The 18148-nt window shown below is 60.1% G+C and carries 12 protein-coding genes; 2 read left to right on the forward strand and 10 right to left on the reverse strand.

Annotated elements, in window-relative coordinates; all coding sequences use genetic code 11:
* Positions 1–218: 218 nt before the first annotated feature.
* The 8 genes from ACYZTW_RS22710 to leuC all read right to left on the reverse strand — a co-directional run bounded on the left by ACYZTW_RS22710 (position 219) and on the right by leuC (position 11679).
* Entirely contained in the window at positions 219–3047 is a 2829-nt protein-coding gene (locus ACYZTW_RS22710; RefSeq protein ID WP_462001892.1) for a FimV/HubP family polar landmark protein, read from the reverse strand.
* A gap of 208 nt (positions 3048–3255) precedes the next feature.
* Positions 3256–4266 carry an aspartate-semialdehyde dehydrogenase gene (locus tag ACYZTW_RS22715; RefSeq protein WP_415764845.1) on the reverse strand — a complete coding sequence of 337 codons (1011 nt, stop codon included), beginning with the start codon at positions 4264–4266 and terminating at the stop codon, positions 3256–3258.
* A 290-nt stretch (positions 4267–4556) separates the two neighbouring features.
* Positions 4557–5849, reverse strand: coding sequence for a group II intron reverse transcriptase/maturase (gene ltrA / locus ACYZTW_RS22720; protein ID WP_462001131.1), 1293 nt, complete (start codon positions 5847–5849; stop codon positions 4557–4559).
* 511 nt (positions 5850–6360) lie between these two features.
* Positions 6361–7473 carry an aspartate-semialdehyde dehydrogenase gene (gene asd, locus ACYZTW_RS22725; protein ID WP_462001893.1) on the reverse strand — a complete coding sequence of 371 codons (1113 nt, stop codon included), beginning with the start codon at positions 7471–7473 and terminating at the stop codon, positions 6361–6363.
* Positions 7474–7542: 69 nt separating this feature from the next.
* Positions 7543–8625 (reverse strand): 3-isopropylmalate dehydrogenase, encoded by a 1083-nt coding sequence (gene leuB / locus ACYZTW_RS22730; RefSeq protein WP_462001894.1) that lies wholly within the window; start codon positions 8623–8625, stop codon positions 7543–7545.
* 78 nt (positions 8626–8703) lie between these two features.
* Positions 8704–9471 carry a class I SAM-dependent methyltransferase gene (locus tag ACYZTW_RS22735; protein ID WP_462001895.1) on the reverse strand — a complete coding sequence of 256 codons (768 nt, stop codon included), beginning with the start codon at positions 9469–9471 and terminating at the stop codon, positions 8704–8706.
* A gap of 134 nt (positions 9472–9605) precedes the next feature.
* Positions 9606–10250: a 3-isopropylmalate dehydratase small subunit gene (gene leuD / locus ACYZTW_RS22740; RefSeq protein WP_462001896.1), complete on the reverse strand. Its 645-nt coding sequence runs from the start codon at positions 10248–10250 to the stop codon at positions 9606–9608.
* A 10-nt stretch (positions 10251–10260) separates the two neighbouring features.
* On the reverse strand, positions 10261–11679 hold the full coding sequence (gene leuC, locus ACYZTW_RS22745; RefSeq protein ID WP_008151269.1) for a 3-isopropylmalate dehydratase large subunit: 1419 nt from the start codon (positions 11677–11679) through the stop codon (positions 10261–10263).
* A gap of 306 nt (positions 11680–11985) precedes the next feature.
* Between leuC and ACYZTW_RS22750 the strand changes: the two genes are divergently transcribed.
* The gene (locus tag ACYZTW_RS22750; RefSeq protein WP_462001897.1) at positions 11986–12876 is read left to right on the forward strand and encodes a LysR family transcriptional regulator; all 891 of its coding nucleotides are present in this window, start codon (positions 11986–11988) and stop codon (positions 12874–12876) included.
* Between the two features lie 65 nt (positions 12877–12941).
* Positions 12942–16220: an EAL domain-containing protein gene (locus tag ACYZTW_RS22755; RefSeq protein WP_462001898.1), complete on the forward strand. Its 3279-nt coding sequence runs from the start codon at positions 12942–12944 to the stop codon at positions 16218–16220.
* 250 nt (positions 16221–16470) lie between these two features.
* Here ACYZTW_RS22755 and ACYZTW_RS22760 read toward each other — a convergent pair whose 3' ends face one another.
* Both ACYZTW_RS22760 and ACYZTW_RS22765 read right to left on the reverse strand, forming a co-directional pair.
* A complete protein-coding gene (locus ACYZTW_RS22760; RefSeq protein WP_140893592.1) occupies positions 16471–16917 on the reverse strand; it encodes an Hsp20 family protein in 447 nt (148 codons plus the stop codon).
* Between the two features lie 121 nt (positions 16918–17038).
* Positions 17039–17998, reverse strand: a complete 960-nt coding sequence (locus ACYZTW_RS22765) for a tRNA dihydrouridine synthase (protein ID WP_150655386.1) — start codon at positions 17996–17998, stop codon at positions 17039–17041.
* Between the last annotated feature and the right edge of the window lie 150 nt (positions 17999–18148).

Consider the following 18148-nt stretch of genomic DNA (forward strand, 5'->3'; position numbering starts at 1 on the left):
GCGTGTGTTTTTTGTGCTCTGCCGGGTCGAGAGTTATGTTGGAAGTGCCGGCCTCTTCGCGAGCAGGCTCGCTCCCACAGGGGGTTTGTGAACACCACAGATCCAATGTGGGAGCGAGCCTGCTCGCGAAGGCGGCCCGACAGACGCCAGCTCATTCCCACTGAAACAAAAACGGCAGCCTCAATGGGCTGCCGTTTTGTTTACGCCTTACCGATCAATCAAGCCAGACGCGACAGCAGTTCCTTGGCTTCGCTCTTCTGACCAGCATCACCCTCGGTCACCACCTCGTTGAGGATGTCCCGGGCGCCGTCGGTGTCGCCCATGTCGATGTAGGCCTGGGCCAGATCGAGTTTGGTCGCGACTTCGTCGGTGCCGGAAAGGAAATCGAATTCCGGCTCCTCAGCTGCGGAGGCCATGGCGTCTTCCGCCGTGAAGCTCGGCTCGCCAAGGCTCTGGGACAGACGATCCAGTTCGGCGTTGACGTCATTCAGTTCGGCGGCAAACGCGTCCGGAGCGTCAGGGGCGTCCATTTCGTCAGCCAGCGACAGGTCGAAATCGGCTGGCAGCTCCAGATCGTCCAGCGCAACCTCTGGAACAGCCGGTGCTTCAGCGGTAGGTAAATCCAAATCCTTGACGCCGTCATCCAGGCTCAGCAGGAAGTCGTCTTCGGCCAGGGTCGCCGGCGAGGCATCTCCACCGAGATCCATATCCAGGTCGAAGTCCGACAGGTCATCAAGGTTTTCCTTGATGTCGGTCTGCTGCTGCAACACCGACTCGAAGCTCAAGTCGTCGTCCAGCGGGAAATCTTCCAGCTCAGATGTAGTCTCTGGCTTTGGCTCTGGCTCTGGCTCTGGCTTTGGAGCAACCACCGCAGGAGAGGCAGTTTCCAGATCATCCAGGCTCAAATCGAAGGCACTGTCGAAGTCATCCAGCTCTGGCCCTGGTGCAGCCACCGCAGGAGAGGCAGTTTCCAGATCATCCAGGCTCAAATCGAAGGCACTGTCGAAGTCATCCGGCGCTGCCTCTGCCTCTGGTGCAACCACCACAGGAGAGGCAGTTTCCAAATCATCCAGACTCAAATCGAAAGCACTGTCGAAGTCATCGGGCACTGCCGGTGCCGGCGCTTCAGGCTCGTCCAGCAGCAGATCCTTGACGTATTGCGCGTCCAGTTCGGCTGCGATCGCAGCGGCGGCGATACCACCGGCTGCCGCAATGACCATGGCCGGGAAGCGGCTCTTGAGTTTTTCGACCTGAGCAAAGTTGTCACCGTTGGCCACCAGTTGGCGTTCCTGGGCAACGAATGCATCGCGGTCGCCTTGCTGACCGTAGACTTCCATCAGCTTGAGGCGCAAGTCACTGCGTTGCGGCTCTTGCTTGATCCCGTCTTCCAGCAACGCAGCCGCCTGATTCAGACGACCGGCGGTGATGTGCGACTGAGCCTTGCTCAGTACGTCGTCATCGCGCTCGGCAGCAGGCGATACCAGTGGCGCGGCGATCGGCGGCGTTACCACAACCGGAGCAATTACCGGCGCCGGCGCGGGTGCAGGGGCGGGTGCAGGCGTTGGGGTTGGCGCGGTAGCGAGCTTCACGCTCGGCGGCGGCACATCCAGGTCCTCGAAGATGCTTTTTGGCAGGTCGAGCTCAGCGGAGAACGCCTGCTCCTCGGCCAAATCACGGGCCATGCGCAAATGCTTCTCGGCTTCTTGCTGGGCTTTGCGGCGACGCGCCAGCAACAGCAGCAGGAACAGCACCACCACCGCCCCGCCACCTGCCAGCCCCAGTAGCCACGGATTGGTCAGCAGTTCTTTGAATTGCTGATCGTCGGATGCTGCCGGCGTCGGCTCGACAGACTTCTCGACCGGAGCCGGAGTGGCCTCAGGCGCAGGTGCAGTCGGAGCCGCGTCCGCAGGCGTTGTTGCCGCAGGGTTGGCCGCCAGTTCGGCTGACATTGCCGGAGCGGTCGCACCTGGTGCCGGCGCACCCGCCGCACCTTCCGCCTGCAACTTGGCCAGTTGATTGTTCTTCAGCTCGATCAGGCGTTGCAGCTTGTCCAGCTGACTTTGCAGATCGGTCATGCGGCTTTTCAGTTCGGCGTTGTCACGACGGGTCGTGTCGAGGCTTTCCTGGGTCACGGCCAGCTTGTTGCTCAAGTTCTTGGCATCGCCCGCGGCGCCTTTGCCACCGGCCTTGCCGGACTCGGCAGAAACCAGGCTCAGCTTGTCTGCCGCCGTTTGCGACGAAGAGCCTTCGCCGCGAGCGCGCTTGGTGGCGTCGAGCTGCTGCTGTCCGGTCCCGGACTTCGCCACATAGCGACGACCTTGACGCCACGCGGTGTTCTGCGCGGAGACTTCGGCAATGGCCTTCGGTTGCGGCAGGCCGGTGCTCTGCGCCTGATCCGGCAGACGCAGCACCTGACCGGCTTTCAACCGGTTGATGTTGCCATCGATAAAGGCATCCGGGTTCAACGCCTGGATGGCCAGCATGGTTTGCTGGACCGAGCCGCCATTGCGCGCCTTCGCAGCGATGTCCCACAGGGTATCGCGCGGCGCGGTGGTGTATTGGGTTGGTTTGGTGCCACCGGTCACCGGTGCGGTGACGGTTTGCGTCGGTGCAGGCTGCGCAGCCGCATCAGCGGTTTGCGGCGAGAATTTGGACGGATCGAGCAGCATGCTGTAATCGCGCAGCAGGCGACCGTTAGGCCACATCACCTGAACCAGGAATTTCACCATGGGTTCGGAGAGTGGTTTGCTGGACGTCACACGCAGGATGCTTTTGCCGCTGGCGTTGAGTACCGGGGTAAAGGTCAGGTCATTGAGAAATGCCTGGCGATCGACACCGGCCTTGGCGAAATCTTCGGGCGAAGCCAGGCTCGGCACCACTTCGGCAGCGGTGAGGTCCTTGACGTCGAGCAACTCGATTTCAGCCACCAGGGGCTGGTTCAGCGTCGACTTCAGGGTCAATTCCCCGAGCCCGAGGGCATGCGCCATACCGGAGGACAGCGCCGAGGCGGCCGCTATTGCTAACACCAGTTTGCGAACTTGAACCATAGCCTCATCCTTTGTTTGAACATTCCTCGGCCAGCGAGAAGGTGTTGATAGTCGCTGCCGTAAGGCATTGCGTGCGGCGACGAAGAGTCATCGCGCGCGATCATTTCATTCATGCCAAGCAAAGCCCCGCAGGGTGGCCCGCCTTCAGCAGTCCGGCCAAGCATAGCGCCCGGCCAGATTCATTCGACAAATTGTTGCCAAGTATCTTTTACAGCAGGTCTTTTATCAACAATTCAGCCACCTGCACAGCATTGAGCGCGGCGCCTTTGCGTACGTTATCTGACGTCAGCCACAAATTAAGTTCCGACAGGTCGTCGATCCCGCTGCGAACCCGACCAACGTAGACCACGTCCTGCCCTACCGCATCGCCTACCGGCGTCGGGTAATCGCCGGCTTCAACCAGCTCTATACCGGGCGCGTCTTCCAGGGCGGCGTTGACTTTTGCCAGGTCGATGTCGCTCGATGACTGCAAGGTCACGTTAAAGCTATCGCCAAAAAACACCGGGGCTTGAATGCAAGTGACGGAAATCTTTAATAAAGGCAGCGCCATGACCTGACGCAGCTCGCGTACCAGGCGTTTTTCCAGCAGCGTGTGCCCCTGATCATCGGGCTTGCCAACTTGCGCCAACAGGTTGAAGGCCATCTGCCGATCGAAGAAGGTTGGCTCCAGCGGACGCACGTTGAGCAGCTCGGCCGTTTGCCGTGCCAGCTCGGTCACGGCTTCGCGCCCCTGGGCGGAGACGGCCAGACTGGCGGTCAGATTGATGCGTTGCAGGTCGAGCAAGCCGAGCAATGGCGCCAGCACGACCGCCAGTGTGGTGGCCGAAGGGCTTGGACTGCTGACCTGGAACGGCTTTTTCAAACCGGCCAGTACCTGCGCGTTGGCCTCGGGCACGACTTGAGGCGCCTGATCAGCCGGCAAGGCGCCGGACAGGTCGATCAGCGAGCAACCGGCCGCCGTGGCACGCGAAGCGAAACTCAGGGTCACCGCCGGGCCGGCCGCGAAGAACACCAGCTGGACTTTACTGAAGTCGAACTCGTCGACTTCCCGCACCCGCACGTTCTTGCCGCGAAACGGCACCGAATGCCCGGCCGATTCACTGCTGGCGAGCAGGTGCAGATTACCTACCGGGAAGTCGCGCTCTTCGAGAATCTGCACGAGCGTTTCGCCGACAGTACCGGTGGCGCCGATCACGGCGATATCAAAGGACTGGCTCATGGTTCTACCTCTGGCGAAACGGGGGGGAGCGGCACTTTACCGGGTGGTTGGGATGCAGGCAATTCGGCGGGGATATGCGGTGGCAGAACCGGCCCCTTCGCGAGCAGGCTCGCTCCCACAAGGAGATCACCAAACCCTGTGGGAGCGAGCCTGCTCGCGAAGAGGTCGGCACAGGCAACAGATCAACACCAGACTGCCGGACATCGGCATAGGGGACGGCCTTCATAGGCCGTTCCCCTGCCACACCACCCGGCATGCGGGTCCGCACCGGGCGGTTCGAGAGATTGAGGTCAGGAGAGACGCGGTAAACCCGTTCTGTCGAACCACGCTATATCGAGCACTCGGTTGAGTTCAAGAGCGCTATTGCGCCACCAGCAGCGAGAGCTTCCCGCCACTTTGCGAGCAGTAGCCTCACTTGCACCCAACCTGCGCAGCTCTCGATAGATCGTTGAACTACGCCGCCATTGCTTGAGCTGGATTGCTCGTAGTCGGTGTCGTATCCATTCATCTAACTCTCGCCAGATTCTGGGAGTTTGCGACAAGCCGAAATATCCCTTCCAGCCAAGCATGTAGGGCCTTAATCGGTCGACAACTTGTTGCAAGCTGCGGCCACCTGAGCGCCGGGTAAACCAGCGGATGCACTGTTTGAAGCGCTGACGCGCTTTGACCGCTACTGTCCTTTTGACGCCTTGTGGAGAAGCCCAGAACGCGTACCCCAGAAACTTGCGACCAAATACACTCGCCACCGCACTCTTGCTCTCGTTGACGCTCAAGTGCAGCTTTTCATACAGACGCTTGAGCAAGGCCATCACTCGCTGCCCGGCCTTCTTGCTGCGAACATACACATTCGCATCGTCGGCATAGCGCACGAAGCAATGACCTCGACGTTCAAGTTCCCGATCCACTTCGTCCAGCAGCACGTTCGCCAGCAACGGCGACAGCGGGCCGCCTTGCGGCGCCCCGCAGCGGCTTTTCTCGACTACGCCATTGATCTGCGTTCCCGCATCCAGATACGCCCGAATCAGCCGGATAACCGCCCGATCCGCAATCCGCTTGCGTAAACGATCAATCAAAATATCGTGATCGACCCGGTCGAAGAACTTCTCCAGATCAACATCCACCACCACTCTTCGCCCTGAAGACACATGGCGCTGAGCCGCCAAAACAGCATCCTGCGCGCAACGTCCCGGGCGAAAGCCGTAGCTGTGTTCACTGAAAGTCGGATCGAGTTCTGGTTGCAAGACTTGCAGCAACGCTTGTTGGATCAAGCGATCGGTGACCGTTGGAATTCCCAACTCGCGCTGACCGCCGTCAGGTTTGGGGATGACCACACGTCGTACCGGGCTGGGCCGGTAGACGCCTGAAAGAAGCTGTTCGCGAATCGCCGCCCACTGGCTCAGTAGATGTTCGGCGGTCTGTTCAATATCCAGACCATCGACGCCCGCTGCTCCCTTGTTGGCCTTGACCCGCTTCCATGCCCGCTTCAGGTTTTCTCTCGCAAAGGCCCGATCCAGCAGCCCTTGCCCTGCGTTGTCGGATTCATCTTGCGGGCGATTGACCTCGTCGCTGATGGGGCTTCTCACGGTTTCACCGCTCGCGTCCTCACATCCGCCCCGCGTTTGGCAGGCATCTGACTTCCGGTCGTTCGCATCAACATGGCCTATAACGCTTTCTCTCGTTCGGCCCTTCGTCAAAAAAAAAAAAAAGACTACTACGGCCTCTGCTGACTTCTCGCTCCGGCTTGCACCGTCGCCCTTTCAGGCACAAGGCGAGATCTCCCCAGGTAAGAACGCAATCCTTCACCACACAACCGCCGGATTTACGCAACCTGATCCTTGACCACAAGAGCTTCGCGGTTTTATGCCCGCTCGCCCTGATCGGCTTCGCCTTCTATCCGGTTCTTGTACATCGGCTCATGGCTTCGATCCACGCTTCCTCCCCACACTCGGTCGCCCTCATGCAGTTGCGCTTCACTTCGTTCGCTGTGGTCAGCTTACGGCGGGACTTTCACCCACAAGATTGCGCCCATGCTGGGCGCACATAAAAAAACCCGCACCTCTTTCAAGGCGCGGGTTCTTTTATTACTTCAATCGATCAACGCTCAAGCAAGATCCGCAGCATGCGACGCAGCGGTTCGGCCGCGCCCCACAGCAGTTGGTCGCCGACGGTGAACGCGCCAACGTACTGCGTGCCCATGTTCAGCTTACGCAGACGGCCAACCGGTACGTTCAGGGTGCCGGTGACTTTCGTCGGGCTCAGTTCCTGAATGCTGGCTTCGCGGTTGTTCGGCACCAGTTTGACCCAAGGGTTGTGCTGGCTGATCAGCCCTTCGATATCGGCGATCGGCACGTCTTTGTTCAGCTTGATGGTCAGCGCCTGGCTGTGGCAACGCATGGCGCCGATGCGCACGCAGATACCATCGACCGGGATCGGGCTCTTGAAGCGACCGAGGATCTTGTTGGTCTCGGCCTGGGCCTTCCACTCTTCGCGGCTCTGACCGTTCGGCAGTTCTTTGTCGATCCACGGGATCAGGCTGCCGGCCAGCGGTACGCCGAAGTTTTCGGTCGGGTACGCTTCGCTGCGCATGGCCTCGGCAACACGGCGGTCGATGTCGAGGATGGCGCTGGCCGGGTCGGCCAGTTGATCGGCGACAGCGGCGTGGGTCGCGCCCATTTGCTTGATCAGTTCACGCATGTTCTGCGCGCCGGCACCGGAGGCCGCCTGATAAGTCATGGCGCTCATCCACTCGACCAGGCCGGCTTCGAACAGACCGCCCAGGCCCATCAGCATCAGGCTGACGGTGCAGTTGCCGCCGATGTAGTTCTTGGTGCCCGCGTCGAGCTGCTGGTCGATGACCTTGCGGTTCACCGGGTCCAGAACGATCACCGCGTCATCCTGCATGCGCAGGCTGGAAGCGGCGTCGATCCAGTAACCCTGCCAGCCAGCTTCGCGCAGCTTCGGGAAGACTTCGCTGGTGTAGTCGCCACCCTGGCAGGTCAGAATCACATCGAGGGTTTTCAGCTCTTCAATGCTGTAAGCGTCCTTGAGCGGAGCAATGTCCTTGCCCACGGACGGGCCTTGGCCACCGACATTGGAAGTGGTGAAAAACACCGGCTCAATAAGATCGAAATCCTGCTCTTCCAGCATCCGCTGCATGAGCACGGAACCGACCATACCGCGCCAACCGATCAGACCTACACGTTTCATCGCAACTACACCTTCTTTAAAAAGTGGGCCGCTGCTTTCAAGAGTGAAAGTTGCAGCGGGCCCGAGAGATTACAGATTCCGCAGCGCGGCGACTACTGCGTCGCCCATTTCCTGCGTACCGACTTTAGTGCAACCGGCCGACCAGATGTCGCCAGTGCGCAGGCCCTGGTCCAATACCAGACTGACGGCTTTCTCGATGGCATCGGCCGCATCCTGCAGATTGAAGCTGTAACGCAGCATCATCGACACCGACAGAATAGTCGCCAACGGGTTGGCAATGCCCTTGCCAGCGATGTCCGGTGCCGAACCATGGCACGGCTCGTACATGCCTTTGTTGTTGGTGTCCAGGGACGCCGACGGCAGCATGCCGATGGAACCGGTAAGCATCGACGCTTGGTCGGAAAGAATGTCGCCGAACAGGTTGTCAGTGACGATCACGTCGAATTGCTTCGGTGCACGCACCAGCTGCATGGCGGCGTTGTCGACGTACATGTGGCTCAGTTCGACTTCAGGGTAATCCTTGGCCACTTGCTCGACGATTTCACGCCACAGTTGGCTGGAAGCCAATACGTTGGCCTTGTCCACCGAGCACAGCTTCTTGCCGCGCACCATGGCCATGTCGAAACCGACACGGGCGATACGGCGGATTTCACTTTCGCTGTACGGTAGCGTGTCGTAAGCCTGACGCTCGCCGTTTTCCAGAGTGCGGGTACCGCGTGGCGCGCCGAAGTAGATACCGCCGGTCAGTTCACGGACGATCAGGATGTCCAGGCCAGCCACGATTTCAGGCTTCAGGCTCGAAGCCTCGGCCAATTGCGGGTACAGGATCGCCGGACGCAGGTTGCCGAACAGGCCCAGTTGCGCACGAATCTTCAGCAGGCCGCGCTCAGGACGGATGTCACGCTCGATGGTGTCCCATTTCGGGCCGCCCACGGCGCCCAGCAGTACCGCGTCGGCGGCTCGTGCACGCTCCAGGGTTTCGTCAGCCAGCGGCACGCCGTGCTTGTCGATGGCGGCGCCACCGATCACGTCATGGCTCAGCTCGAAGCCCAGGCTGTACTTGTCGTTGGCCAGCTCCAGCACCTTGACCGCTTCGGCCATGATTTCCGGACCAATACCGTCACCTGGGAGAATCAGAATCTGCTTGCTCATGCTTTCCTCATGTCATCAGTCGGTGCGCCCTTGGCGCACCCGGAAAAAGTCTATCGCTTGGCGGCTATCGTTCAGAGCTTATCGTTCAGCCATCAGCACCAGCACATCGGTACTGAACGAACCATCGGCCTCAATCTCAAAATATTCGCGTACTTCATTGCCCATCGACTGCTGCAATTCGCGGATCGCCGCGCGCATCACCTCTGGTGTGCGCATGCGCTCGACCCAGGAGGTGTACTCCAGACGCAGCCGTTGACGGGTGGTGCTACGGGTATGCAACCCCGCTTCGCTGACCTGACGCAACCACTCACCCGCGGAATAATCACGCACATGGCTGGTGTCGCGCAGCACTTCGACACTTTGCAGGTAAGTGTCGAACAACGGACTGCCCGGTGACAATACGTCGATGAACGCCGCCACGCCGCCCGGCTTCAGCACCCGGCGAACTTCTCGCAGGGCCAGGCCGAGATCGCTCCAATGGTGCGCCGAATACCGGCTGAAGACGAAATCGAATTCGCCATCGGCGAACGGCAGGCGTTCGGCGGCACCCAGCACGGTGGACACGTTGGTCAGACCACGATCGACGGCGGCATCGGCCACCACGTCGAGCATCTGCTGTGACAAATCGTAGGCCACCACTTCCTTGACCAGCGACGCTACGTGGAAACCTACGTGACCCGCGCCGCAGCCCAAGTCCAGCACACGGGCATCGCCCTGCCCTGCCAGTTCAGCCTGTAGCAGCGCGAACTCGGTGCCTTGCGCGTGAACGGCGCTGCTCAGATAGGCCGAGGCCTGTTCACCGAATTGCTTTTGTACGACTTGGCTGTGCTGGGCGTTGCTGGTCATGGGACTTCCTTTTTGGGGTGAGTCTTTGTGTTGTTTATTCGGGCCTCATCGCGAGCAGGCTCGCTCCTACAGGGGAACGCATTTCAAATGTAGGAGTGAGCCTGCTCGCGATGGCGTCATTCGCCATACGCGAATTATGCGTCGCGAAACAACCACGGCTGGCTCGCACGGTGTTTAGCTTCAAACGCCGCGATCGCCTCATGGTCCTGCAAGGTCAGGCCGATGTCGTCCAGGCCGTTGACCAAGCAATGCTTGCGGAACTCGTCAAGTTCGAAGCTGTAGACCTTGCCGTCAGGCCGAGTCACGGTCTGGGCTTGCAGGTCGATCTTCAACTCGTAGCCAGGATTCGCCTCGACCTGCTGGAACAGCTCATCCACTTCAGCGTCGCTCAAGACGATCGGCAACAAGCCGTTCTTGAAGCTGTTGTTGTAGAAGATGTCGGCGTAGCTCGGCGCGATGATGCTGCGAAAACCGTACTCTTCCAGCGCCCACGGCGCGTGTTCGCGGCTGGAGCCGCAACCGAAGTTCTCGCGGGCCAGCAGCACGCTGGCGCCTTGATAACGCTCGGCGTTGAGCACGAAGTCCTTGTTCAGGGGACGCTTGGAGTTGTCCTGGTAGGCATAGCCCACATCCAGGTAGCGCCATTCGTCAAACAGGTTCGGGCCAAAACCGGTGCGCTTGATCGACTTCAAGAACTGCTTCGGAATGATCTGGTCGGTGTCGACGTTGGCACGGTCCAATGGCGCGACCAAACCGGTGTGTTGGGTAAAAGCTCTCATGTGCGGTTCCTCAGATCAGTTCGCGAACGTCGATGAAACGACCGTGGACGGCAGCCGCCGCGGCCATGGCCGGGCTGACCAGGTGCGTACGGCCACCGGCGCCCTGACGCCCTTCGAAGTTGCGGTTGGAGGTCGAGGCGCAATGCTCGCCCGACTCCAAGCGGTCCGGGTTCATCGCCAGGCACATCGAGCAACCCGGTTCACGCCACTCGAAACCGGCTTCGAGGAAAATCTTGTCCAGGCCTTCGGCCTCGGCTTGCGCCTTCACCAGACCCGAGCCCGGCACCACGATGGCTTGCTTGATGGTCGAAGCGACTTTACGGCCCTTGGCGATCACCGCCGCAGCGCGCAAGTCTTCGATCCGCGAGTTGGTGCAGGAACCAATGAACACGCGGTCCAGTTGAATGTCAGTGATCGCCTGATTGGCGCTCAAACCCATGTATTTCAAGGCGCGCTCGATGGAACCGCGTTTGACCAGGTCCATTTCCTTCGCCGGGTCCGGCACGTTCTGATCAACCGCCAGGACCATCTCGGGCGAAGTGCCCCAGCTGACTTGCGGCTTGATCTGAGTGGCGTCGAGCTCGACGACGGTGTCGAACACCGCATCGGCGTCGGAAACCAGGTCTTTCCAGGCTTCGACCGCCATGTCCCATTCCGCGCCTTTCGGGGCAAATGGACGGCCCTTGACGTAAGCCACGGTTTTTTCGTCCGCAGCCACCAGGCCAACACGAGCGCCGGCTTCAATGGACATGTTGCAGATGGTCATGCGGCCTTCCACGGACAAGTCGCGAATGGCGCTGCCGGCGAACTCGATGGCGTGGCCGTTACCGCCGGCGGTACCAATCTTGCCGATCACCGCGAGCACGATGTCCTTGGCCGTCACGCCGAACGGCAACTTGCCCTCGACCGACACCAGCATGTTTTTCATCTTCTTGGCGACCAGGCACTGCGTGGCGAACACGTGCTCGACTTCGGAAGTCCCGATGCCGTGGGCCAATGCGCCAAACGCGCCGTGAGTCGAGGTGTGCGAGTCGCCGCAAACCACGGTCATGCCCGGCAAGGTAGCACCCTGCTCCGGACCAATCACGTGAACGATGCCCTGACGCACGTCATTCATTTTGAATTCAGTGATGCCATATTCGTCGCAGTAGTCATCGAGGGTCTGAACCTGCAAGCGCGAGACCTGGTCGGTAATCGCTTCGATGCCGCCCTTGCGATCCGGCGTGGTCGGTACGTTGTGGTCCGGGGTCGCGATGATCGAGTCGACGCGCCAAGGCTTGCGCCCGGCCAGACGCAGGCCTTCGAAAGCTTGGGGCGAAGTCACTTCATGGATGATGTGGCGGTCGATATAAATCAGCGACGACCCATCGTCGCGCCGTTTCACTTCATGGGAATCCCAAAGCTTGTCGTAAAGCGTTTTGCCGGCCATCAGACGGTCCTCATCAGCTTGTTTCTATGCCGGAGAGGTCTGTGTAGCGAGTCTTGTTAGTCAACTTCGGCGCCAGTAGCCCATATCCTGCGTTGCTGCTCCTCGCCACAGCGCGCTATGACTCGTCGCAGCGCCTTGGCTATGGACTTCTGGCATCCGAGTTTGAACTAACAAACTCGCCACACAGACCTCTGGGTTTTGAACAACTCAATAACCCCTTGGCTTGTGAGGTCGATCCTAGGGGGTTACATTAAATAACTCAAATTCATATTTTTTATGCTTTGGATAACCAACTGGAATACTGCAATGGACCTCGCCAACCTCAATGCTTTTATCGCGATTGCCGAGACCGGCAGCTTCTCCGGCGCTGGTGAACGGCTGCACCTGACGCAACCGGCCATCAGCAAGCGTATCGCCGGATTGGAGCAGCAATTGAAGGTGCGCCTGTTCGATCGCCTGGGCCGTGAAGTCAGCCTGACCGAGGCCGGACGCGCCTTGCTGCCGCGGGCCTATCAGATTCTGAATGTGCTGGACGATACCCGCCGCGCCCTGACCAACCTGACCGGCGAAGTGACCGGCCGCCTGACGCTGGCCACCAGCCACCATATCGGCCTGCACCGCTTGCCCCCCTTATTAAGGGAGTTCACCCGACGTTACCCGCAAGTGGCGCTGGATATTCAGTTCCTCGATTCGGAAGTGGCCTACGAAGAAATCCTCCATGGCCGCGCCGAACTGGCGGTCATCACCCTGGCGCCGGAGCCCCACGCACTGGTCAAGGCCACGCCGGTGTGGGACGACCCGCTGGACTTCGTGGTCGCCCCGGAGCACTCGCTGATCAGCCACGGCCCAGTCAGCCTGTCGGACATTGCCCTGCACCCGGCGGTATTCCCCGGCGGCAACACCTTTACTCACCACATCGTCCGGCGTTTGTTCGAAGCCCAAGGCCTGACGCCCAACATCGCCATGAGTACGAATTACCTGGAAACCATCAAGATGATGGTCTCAATCGGCCTGGCCTGGAGTGTGTTGCCGCGCACCATGCTTGATGATCAGGTTGCTCGAATACCTTTACCGGGCATACAACTGACTCGCCAGCTAGGCTATATCCTGCACACAGAGCGGACGCTGTCGAATGCGGCACGGGCCTTCATGGCCTTGCTGGATGCACAAATCGATCTGCCAGGGACTCTCGGCTAAGCTGTGCTACTTCTATAGAGCCTCGAGTTACTGTCACTAACACCCCACTCAGCCAAGGCTTGCCAATGCCGAAATCTGTCGACCGTATTCCGCCGATGCCGCGTATACAGGCGCTTGACCCAAAACGGTCCGAGCAGAGCTGGGAAAGCGCCCCACAATTGCTGGCCGCCCTCAACGGTGCACGTTTGGGCGCCTGGTATTGGGACATCGAACGTGGGCAGATCAGTTGGTCGCGGGGCACTCAGGCATTGTTCGGCTTCGATCCCCGGCAACCGCTGCCGGCGGACCTGGAATACCTCGACTTGCTGCCGCCAGAGGATCGGGCGAAAACCATTCGCGCCTTCGACGCGGTGATCGCCGGCGCTCCGCTGGAACAGGCGATGCACCACCGCATTCGCTGGCCCGACGGCAGCCTGCACTGGCTGGAGATCAATGGCAGCCTGCTGCCGGACAAACACGGCCGGCCACGGATGATTGGCGTGATCCGCGAAATCACCCACCAGCGCCAGCGCGAACAGGCGTTGAGCAGCTCGGAAAAGCGCTTCGCCACGCTCTTCCACCTGTGCCCGAACATGGTCCTGCTGACCCGCCAGGAAGACGGCCTGATTAGCGAAGCCAACCAGTATTTCGAAAGCCTGTTTGGCTGGCCAGTACAGAACGCTATTGGTCGCACCACCCTGGAACTGGGCCTCTGGGTGCATCCGGAGCAACGGGCGCAACTCGTCACAGCCACCAAGGCCAAGGGCGAACTGGTCAGCATGGAGGTGCAGTTTCGTGCCAGCAATGGCCAGGTCCATGACGGCATTCTCAGCGCGCAAAAGGTCGAGCTCGAAGGTCAGCCTTATCTGCTGAGTACGTTTCTTGACACCACCGAACGCAAAGCCGCCGAACATGCCCTGAAAGACAGCCAGGAGCGCCTCGACCTGGCGCTGGATTCAGCGCAACTCGGCACTTGGGACTGGCACATTCCCAGCGGCATGCTGTACGGCTCGGCTCGCGCCGCCCAGCTGCACGGGCTGGAAGCCATACCTTTCCATGAATCCTTCGACGAGTTTTTCGAAGGTGTGCCCGTCGAAGAGCGCGGCACCATGCGCGACGCCTATCGCAGCCTGCGAGAAGGCCCTGCCGGCAATTATCAACTGACCTACCGCGTGCAACTACCGGACGGCAGTTCGCGCTACCTGGAAAGCCGCGCCCGACTCTATCGCGATGAAAACGGTGTCCCGCTGCGCATGGCCGGCACGCTGCTTGACATCACCGATCAAGTCGAGCGGGAGCAGCTGCTGGTGGCGTCTGAAGAGAAGTTCGCCACCCTGTTCCAGGTCAGCCCGGACCCGATTTGCGTGACCCGTCAGGACACCAGCCAATTTATCGAGATCAACTCCAGCTTTACCCAGACCTTCGGCTGGAGCACCGCCGACGTGATTGGCCGCAGCGCCGACGAAATCGGTCTATGGGACGCTTCGGCGCAAAGCCTGCGACGGATCGAGCAGGTCATCCGCGAACAGGGTCTGAACAACGTGGCGATCCTCGTTCAGCACAAAGACGGGCAAGCCCTGACCTGCGTGATTTCCAGCCGCCAGATCAGCGTCGGCGATCAGCCGTGCATCGTCACCACCCTGCGCGATATCACTCAGCAGCAACGCTCGGAAGCAGCGCTCAAGGCCAGCGAAGAGAAGTTCGCCAAGGCCTTCCACTCCAGCCCCGACGCCATCACCATCACCGAGCGCGACACCGGGCGTTATCTGGAGGTTAACGATGGCTTCTGCCGCCTGACCGGCTACCGCGCCGATGAAGTGGTCGGTCGCACGGTGTATCAGGTCGGCATCTGGGCCGAGGAAAAACAACGTTCGGCGCTGCTCGCCGAACTCCAGATCAAGGGCCGCGTGCATCACCAGGAAATGCTCGGGCGCAATAAACGCGGCGAGTTGCTGACCGTCGAAGTCTCGGTAGAACCGATCACCCTCAACGAAACCGCCTGCCTGCTGCTGACCGCGCGGGACGTCAGCCTGCTGAAAAACGCTGAAGCACAGATCCGTCACCTGGCCTACCACGACCCGCTGACCAACCTGCCCAACCGCGCCCTGCTGATGGATCGCCTGAGTCAGCAGATTGCCTTGCTCAAGCGCCACAACTTGCGCGGCGCTTTGATGTTCCTCGACCTCGACCACTTCAAGCACATCAATGATTCGCTTGGCCATCCGGTGGGCGATACCGTGCTGAAAATCATCACCGCGCGCCTCGAAGCCAGTGTGCGCATGGAGGATACCGTCGCCCGCTTGGGCGGTGACGAATTCGTGGTGTTGCTCAGCGGGCTGGAAGGCTCGCGCAACGAGGTCAGCGAGCAGGTTCTGGAACTGGCGGACACCTTGCGTGAACTGCTGTCGGAGCCGATGTTCCTCGACGGCCAACGCCTGCAAGTGACCCCGAGCATCGGCATCGCGCTGATTCCCGATCACGGTTCGACCCCGACCGACCTGCTCAAACGCGCCGACATCGCCCTCTACCGGGCCAAGGATTCAGGCCGCAATACCACGCAGATGTACCACAACACCATGCAGAAGGCGGCGAGCGAACGCCTGCGCATGGAAACCGACCTGCGCCTGGCCCTTTCCCGGGGCGAGTTCCGCGTGCACTACCAGCCTCAGGTGGACGCCCGGAACGACCGCATCGTCGGTGCCGAGGCGCTGGTGCGCTGGAACCATCCGGAACTCGGCGCGCAATCGCCCACCGAGTTCATCAAGGTGCTGGAGGACAGCGGACTGATTTTGGAAGTGGGTACCTGGATCGTCGACGAAGCCTGCAGCGCCTTCAAACAACTGATCGCCAAAGGCCTGGTCGATCCGCTGGACTTCAGCCTGTGCGTCAACATCAGCCCGCGGCAATTTCGCCAGAACGACTTCGTCGAACGCATCGAACACAGCCTCGTCAGCCACGGTCTGCCCTGCTCGCTGCTGAAACTGGAAATCACCGAAGGCATCGTCATCCAGAATCTGGAAGACACCATCAACAAAATGCGTCGCCTGAAAAAACTCGGCGTGAGTTTTGCCATGGATGATTTCGGCACCGGTTATTCCTCGCTGACCTACCTCAAGCGTCTGCCGGTCGACACCCTGAAAATCGACCAATCGTTCATCCGCGACGCCACCACCGACCCCAACGACGCCGAGATCATCCGCGCCATCGTTGCCATGGCCCGCAGCCTGGAATTGAAAGTGATTGCCGAAGGGGTAGAGACGCCGGAGCAGCTGGAATTCTTGCAGGGGCTGGGCTGCCATTTTTATCAGGGGTATTTGCACAGCCCGCCGCTGCCGGTGGAAGATTTTCAGAAACTGCTCAAATGAAGCGGACCTTGTAGCAGCTGCTGAGCAGCGCGAGGCTTCGTTCGGTTTAGGCCGCATTCGGACGCAGCAGTCGTGAATTCTGCCTGCATGGTTTTCCTGAATAACCGCGAACTCTGACTTTACGACTGCTACGCAGCCGAACGCAGCCTCGCGCTGCTCGGCAGCCGCTACAAGCATGCGCAATGCTTGAAATCATCTGGATAACGGGCACAAAAAAGGGCGCCAGTGGCGCCCTTTTCATTGCTCTGCCTTAGTGCTGCAGCGCTGGCTTTTGCGTCCCGTTGATCGGGATGCGTTTGGCTTTCGCCTCTTCCGGAATCACCCGCAACAGGTCGATGCTCAACAAACCGTTGCTCAGACCAGCGGCCTTGATTTCGATATGGTCCGCCAGACGGAAGGACAGTTTGAAGGCACGCTGTGCGATGCCTTGGTACAGATAGGTGACGTCTTCGTTCGCGTCACGCTTGCCGCCACTGATGGTCAACACACCTTTTTCCACTTGCAGTTCCAGGTCTTCTTCCTGGAAACCGGCGGCCGCTACGACGATGCGGTATTGGTCGTCGCCGTGTTTTTCCACGTTGTAGGGTGGGTAGGTGCTGCCTGGCTCGTTGCGCAGGGCAGTTTCGAACAGGTCATTGAAACGGTCGAAACCTACCGAGGAACGGAACAGTGGTGCCATGGAAAATGCAGTACTCATGATTCAAATCTCCTGAAAACAATCAGCAAGTTTTTTTGTCTCCGCGACCCGAATTCGGCATCGCGTAATCCTTAAATAAGGACCGCTGATTACTTTTCAAGAGATTATTTACAGATTTTTTTCAGGCTGCTTCGGACACCTGCAAACCCAGTAAACGCGAGACCTGATCCAGTTCGGTCTCTCGACGCAAGACAGTGAACAGCTCGACCGCTTCGGGATAATTGCGGGTCAGCATCGCCAGCCACTGCTTCAAGCGACCCGGCGATTGGCGTGGCGTCATCTGCGCCTTGGCTTGCAGCCAGAAGTCCTGAATCAGCGGCAGAAGTTCGGCCCAGGTCATCTCGACGACGTCCTCACCGGCCCGCGCCGCTGCGATTTGCCGCGCCAGGTCTGGGCGCGAAACCAGGCCGCGACCGAGCATGATGTCCTCGACGCCGCTGATTTCGCGGCAACGACGCCAGTCTTCGACGCTCCAGATGTCGCCATTGGCGAACACTGGAACCTTGACTACATCCTGCACCCGGGGGATCCATTCCCAATGGGCTGGCGGCTTGTAGCCGTCAGTTTTGGTCCGCGCGTGAACCACGATGTGCGCCGCGCCACCTTCGGCCAGCGCCGTGGCACAAACCAGCGCGCCGTCCGGGCTATCGAAACCGAGGCGCATCTTGGCAGTCACCGGAATGTGCGCCGGAACGGCACGACGAACATGTTCGACGATCTGGTTCAGCAGCTCAGGCTCTTTGAGCAGTACCGCACCGCCACGGGACTTATTCACAGTCTTGGCCGGGCAGCCGAAGTTCAGGTCGATGACCTCGGAACCCAGTTCGCAGGCCAGCGCGGCGTTTTCTGCCAGGCATACCGGATCGGAACCGAGCAACTGCACCCGCAGCGGCACGCCGGACGCGGTGCGGGCGCCGGTCAGTAGTTCTGGGCCGAACTTGTGGTAATAGGCAGGCGTGAGCAGTTGATCGTTGATCCGAATGAACTCGGTCACGCACCAATCGATACCGCCCACACGGGTCAGCACGTCCCGCAGGATGTTGTCGACCAACCCCTCCATGGGCGCCAAAGCAATTTGCATGAAAAACACACTCAACGAAAAACGTGCGGCAGTTTACTGGATTGTGCGAAGAATCTGCAGAACATCGCAGATCCCCTGTGGGAGCGAGCCGGCTCCGGGCGGCGTTCCGACGAAAGCGGTGTGTCAGTCGAAACATAAGTTGTTTGACAC

It is taken from the genome of Pseudomonas sp. LB3P25 (assembly GCF_054897985.1).

Excerpts from the sequence above, each read along its gene's own strand:
- ACYZTW_RS22710 (WP_462001892.1), bottom strand. The coding sequence starts at position 3,047 with ATGGTTCAAGTTCGCAAACTGGTGTTAGCAATAGCGGCCGCCTCGGCG.
- ACYZTW_RS22715 (WP_415764845.1), bottom strand. The coding sequence starts at position 4,266 with ATGAGCCAGTCCTTTGATATCGCCGTGATCGGCGCCACCGGTACTGTC.
- asd (WP_462001893.1), bottom strand. The coding sequence starts at position 7,473 with ATGAAACGTGTAGGTCTGATCGGTTGGCGCGGTATGGTCGGTTCCGTG.
- leuB (WP_462001894.1), bottom strand. The coding sequence starts at position 8,625 with ATGAGCAAGCAGATTCTGATTCTCCCAGGTGACGGTATTGGTCCGGAA.
- ACYZTW_RS22735 (WP_462001895.1), bottom strand. The coding sequence starts at position 9,471 with ATGACCAGCAACGCCCAGCACAGCCAAGTCGTACAAAAGCAATTCGGT.
- leuD (WP_462001896.1), bottom strand. The coding sequence starts at position 10,250 with ATGAGAGCTTTTACCCAACACACCGGTTTGGTCGCGCCATTGGACCGT.
- leuC (WP_008151269.1), bottom strand. The coding sequence starts at position 11,679 with ATGGCCGGCAAAACGCTTTACGACAAGCTTTGGGATTCCCATGAAGTG.
- ACYZTW_RS22750 (WP_462001897.1), top strand. The coding sequence starts at position 11,986 with ATGGACCTCGCCAACCTCAATGCTTTTATCGCGATTGCCGAGACCGGC.
- ACYZTW_RS22755 (WP_462001898.1), top strand. The coding sequence starts at position 12,942 with ATGCCGAAATCTGTCGACCGTATTCCGCCGATGCCGCGTATACAGGCG.
- ACYZTW_RS22760 (WP_140893592.1), bottom strand. The coding sequence starts at position 16,917 with ATGAGTACTGCATTTTCCATGGCACCACTGTTCCGTTCCTCGGTAGGT.
- ACYZTW_RS22765 (WP_150655386.1), bottom strand. The coding sequence starts at position 17,998 with ATGCAAATTGCTTTGGCGCCCATGGAGGGGTTGGTCGACAACATCCTG.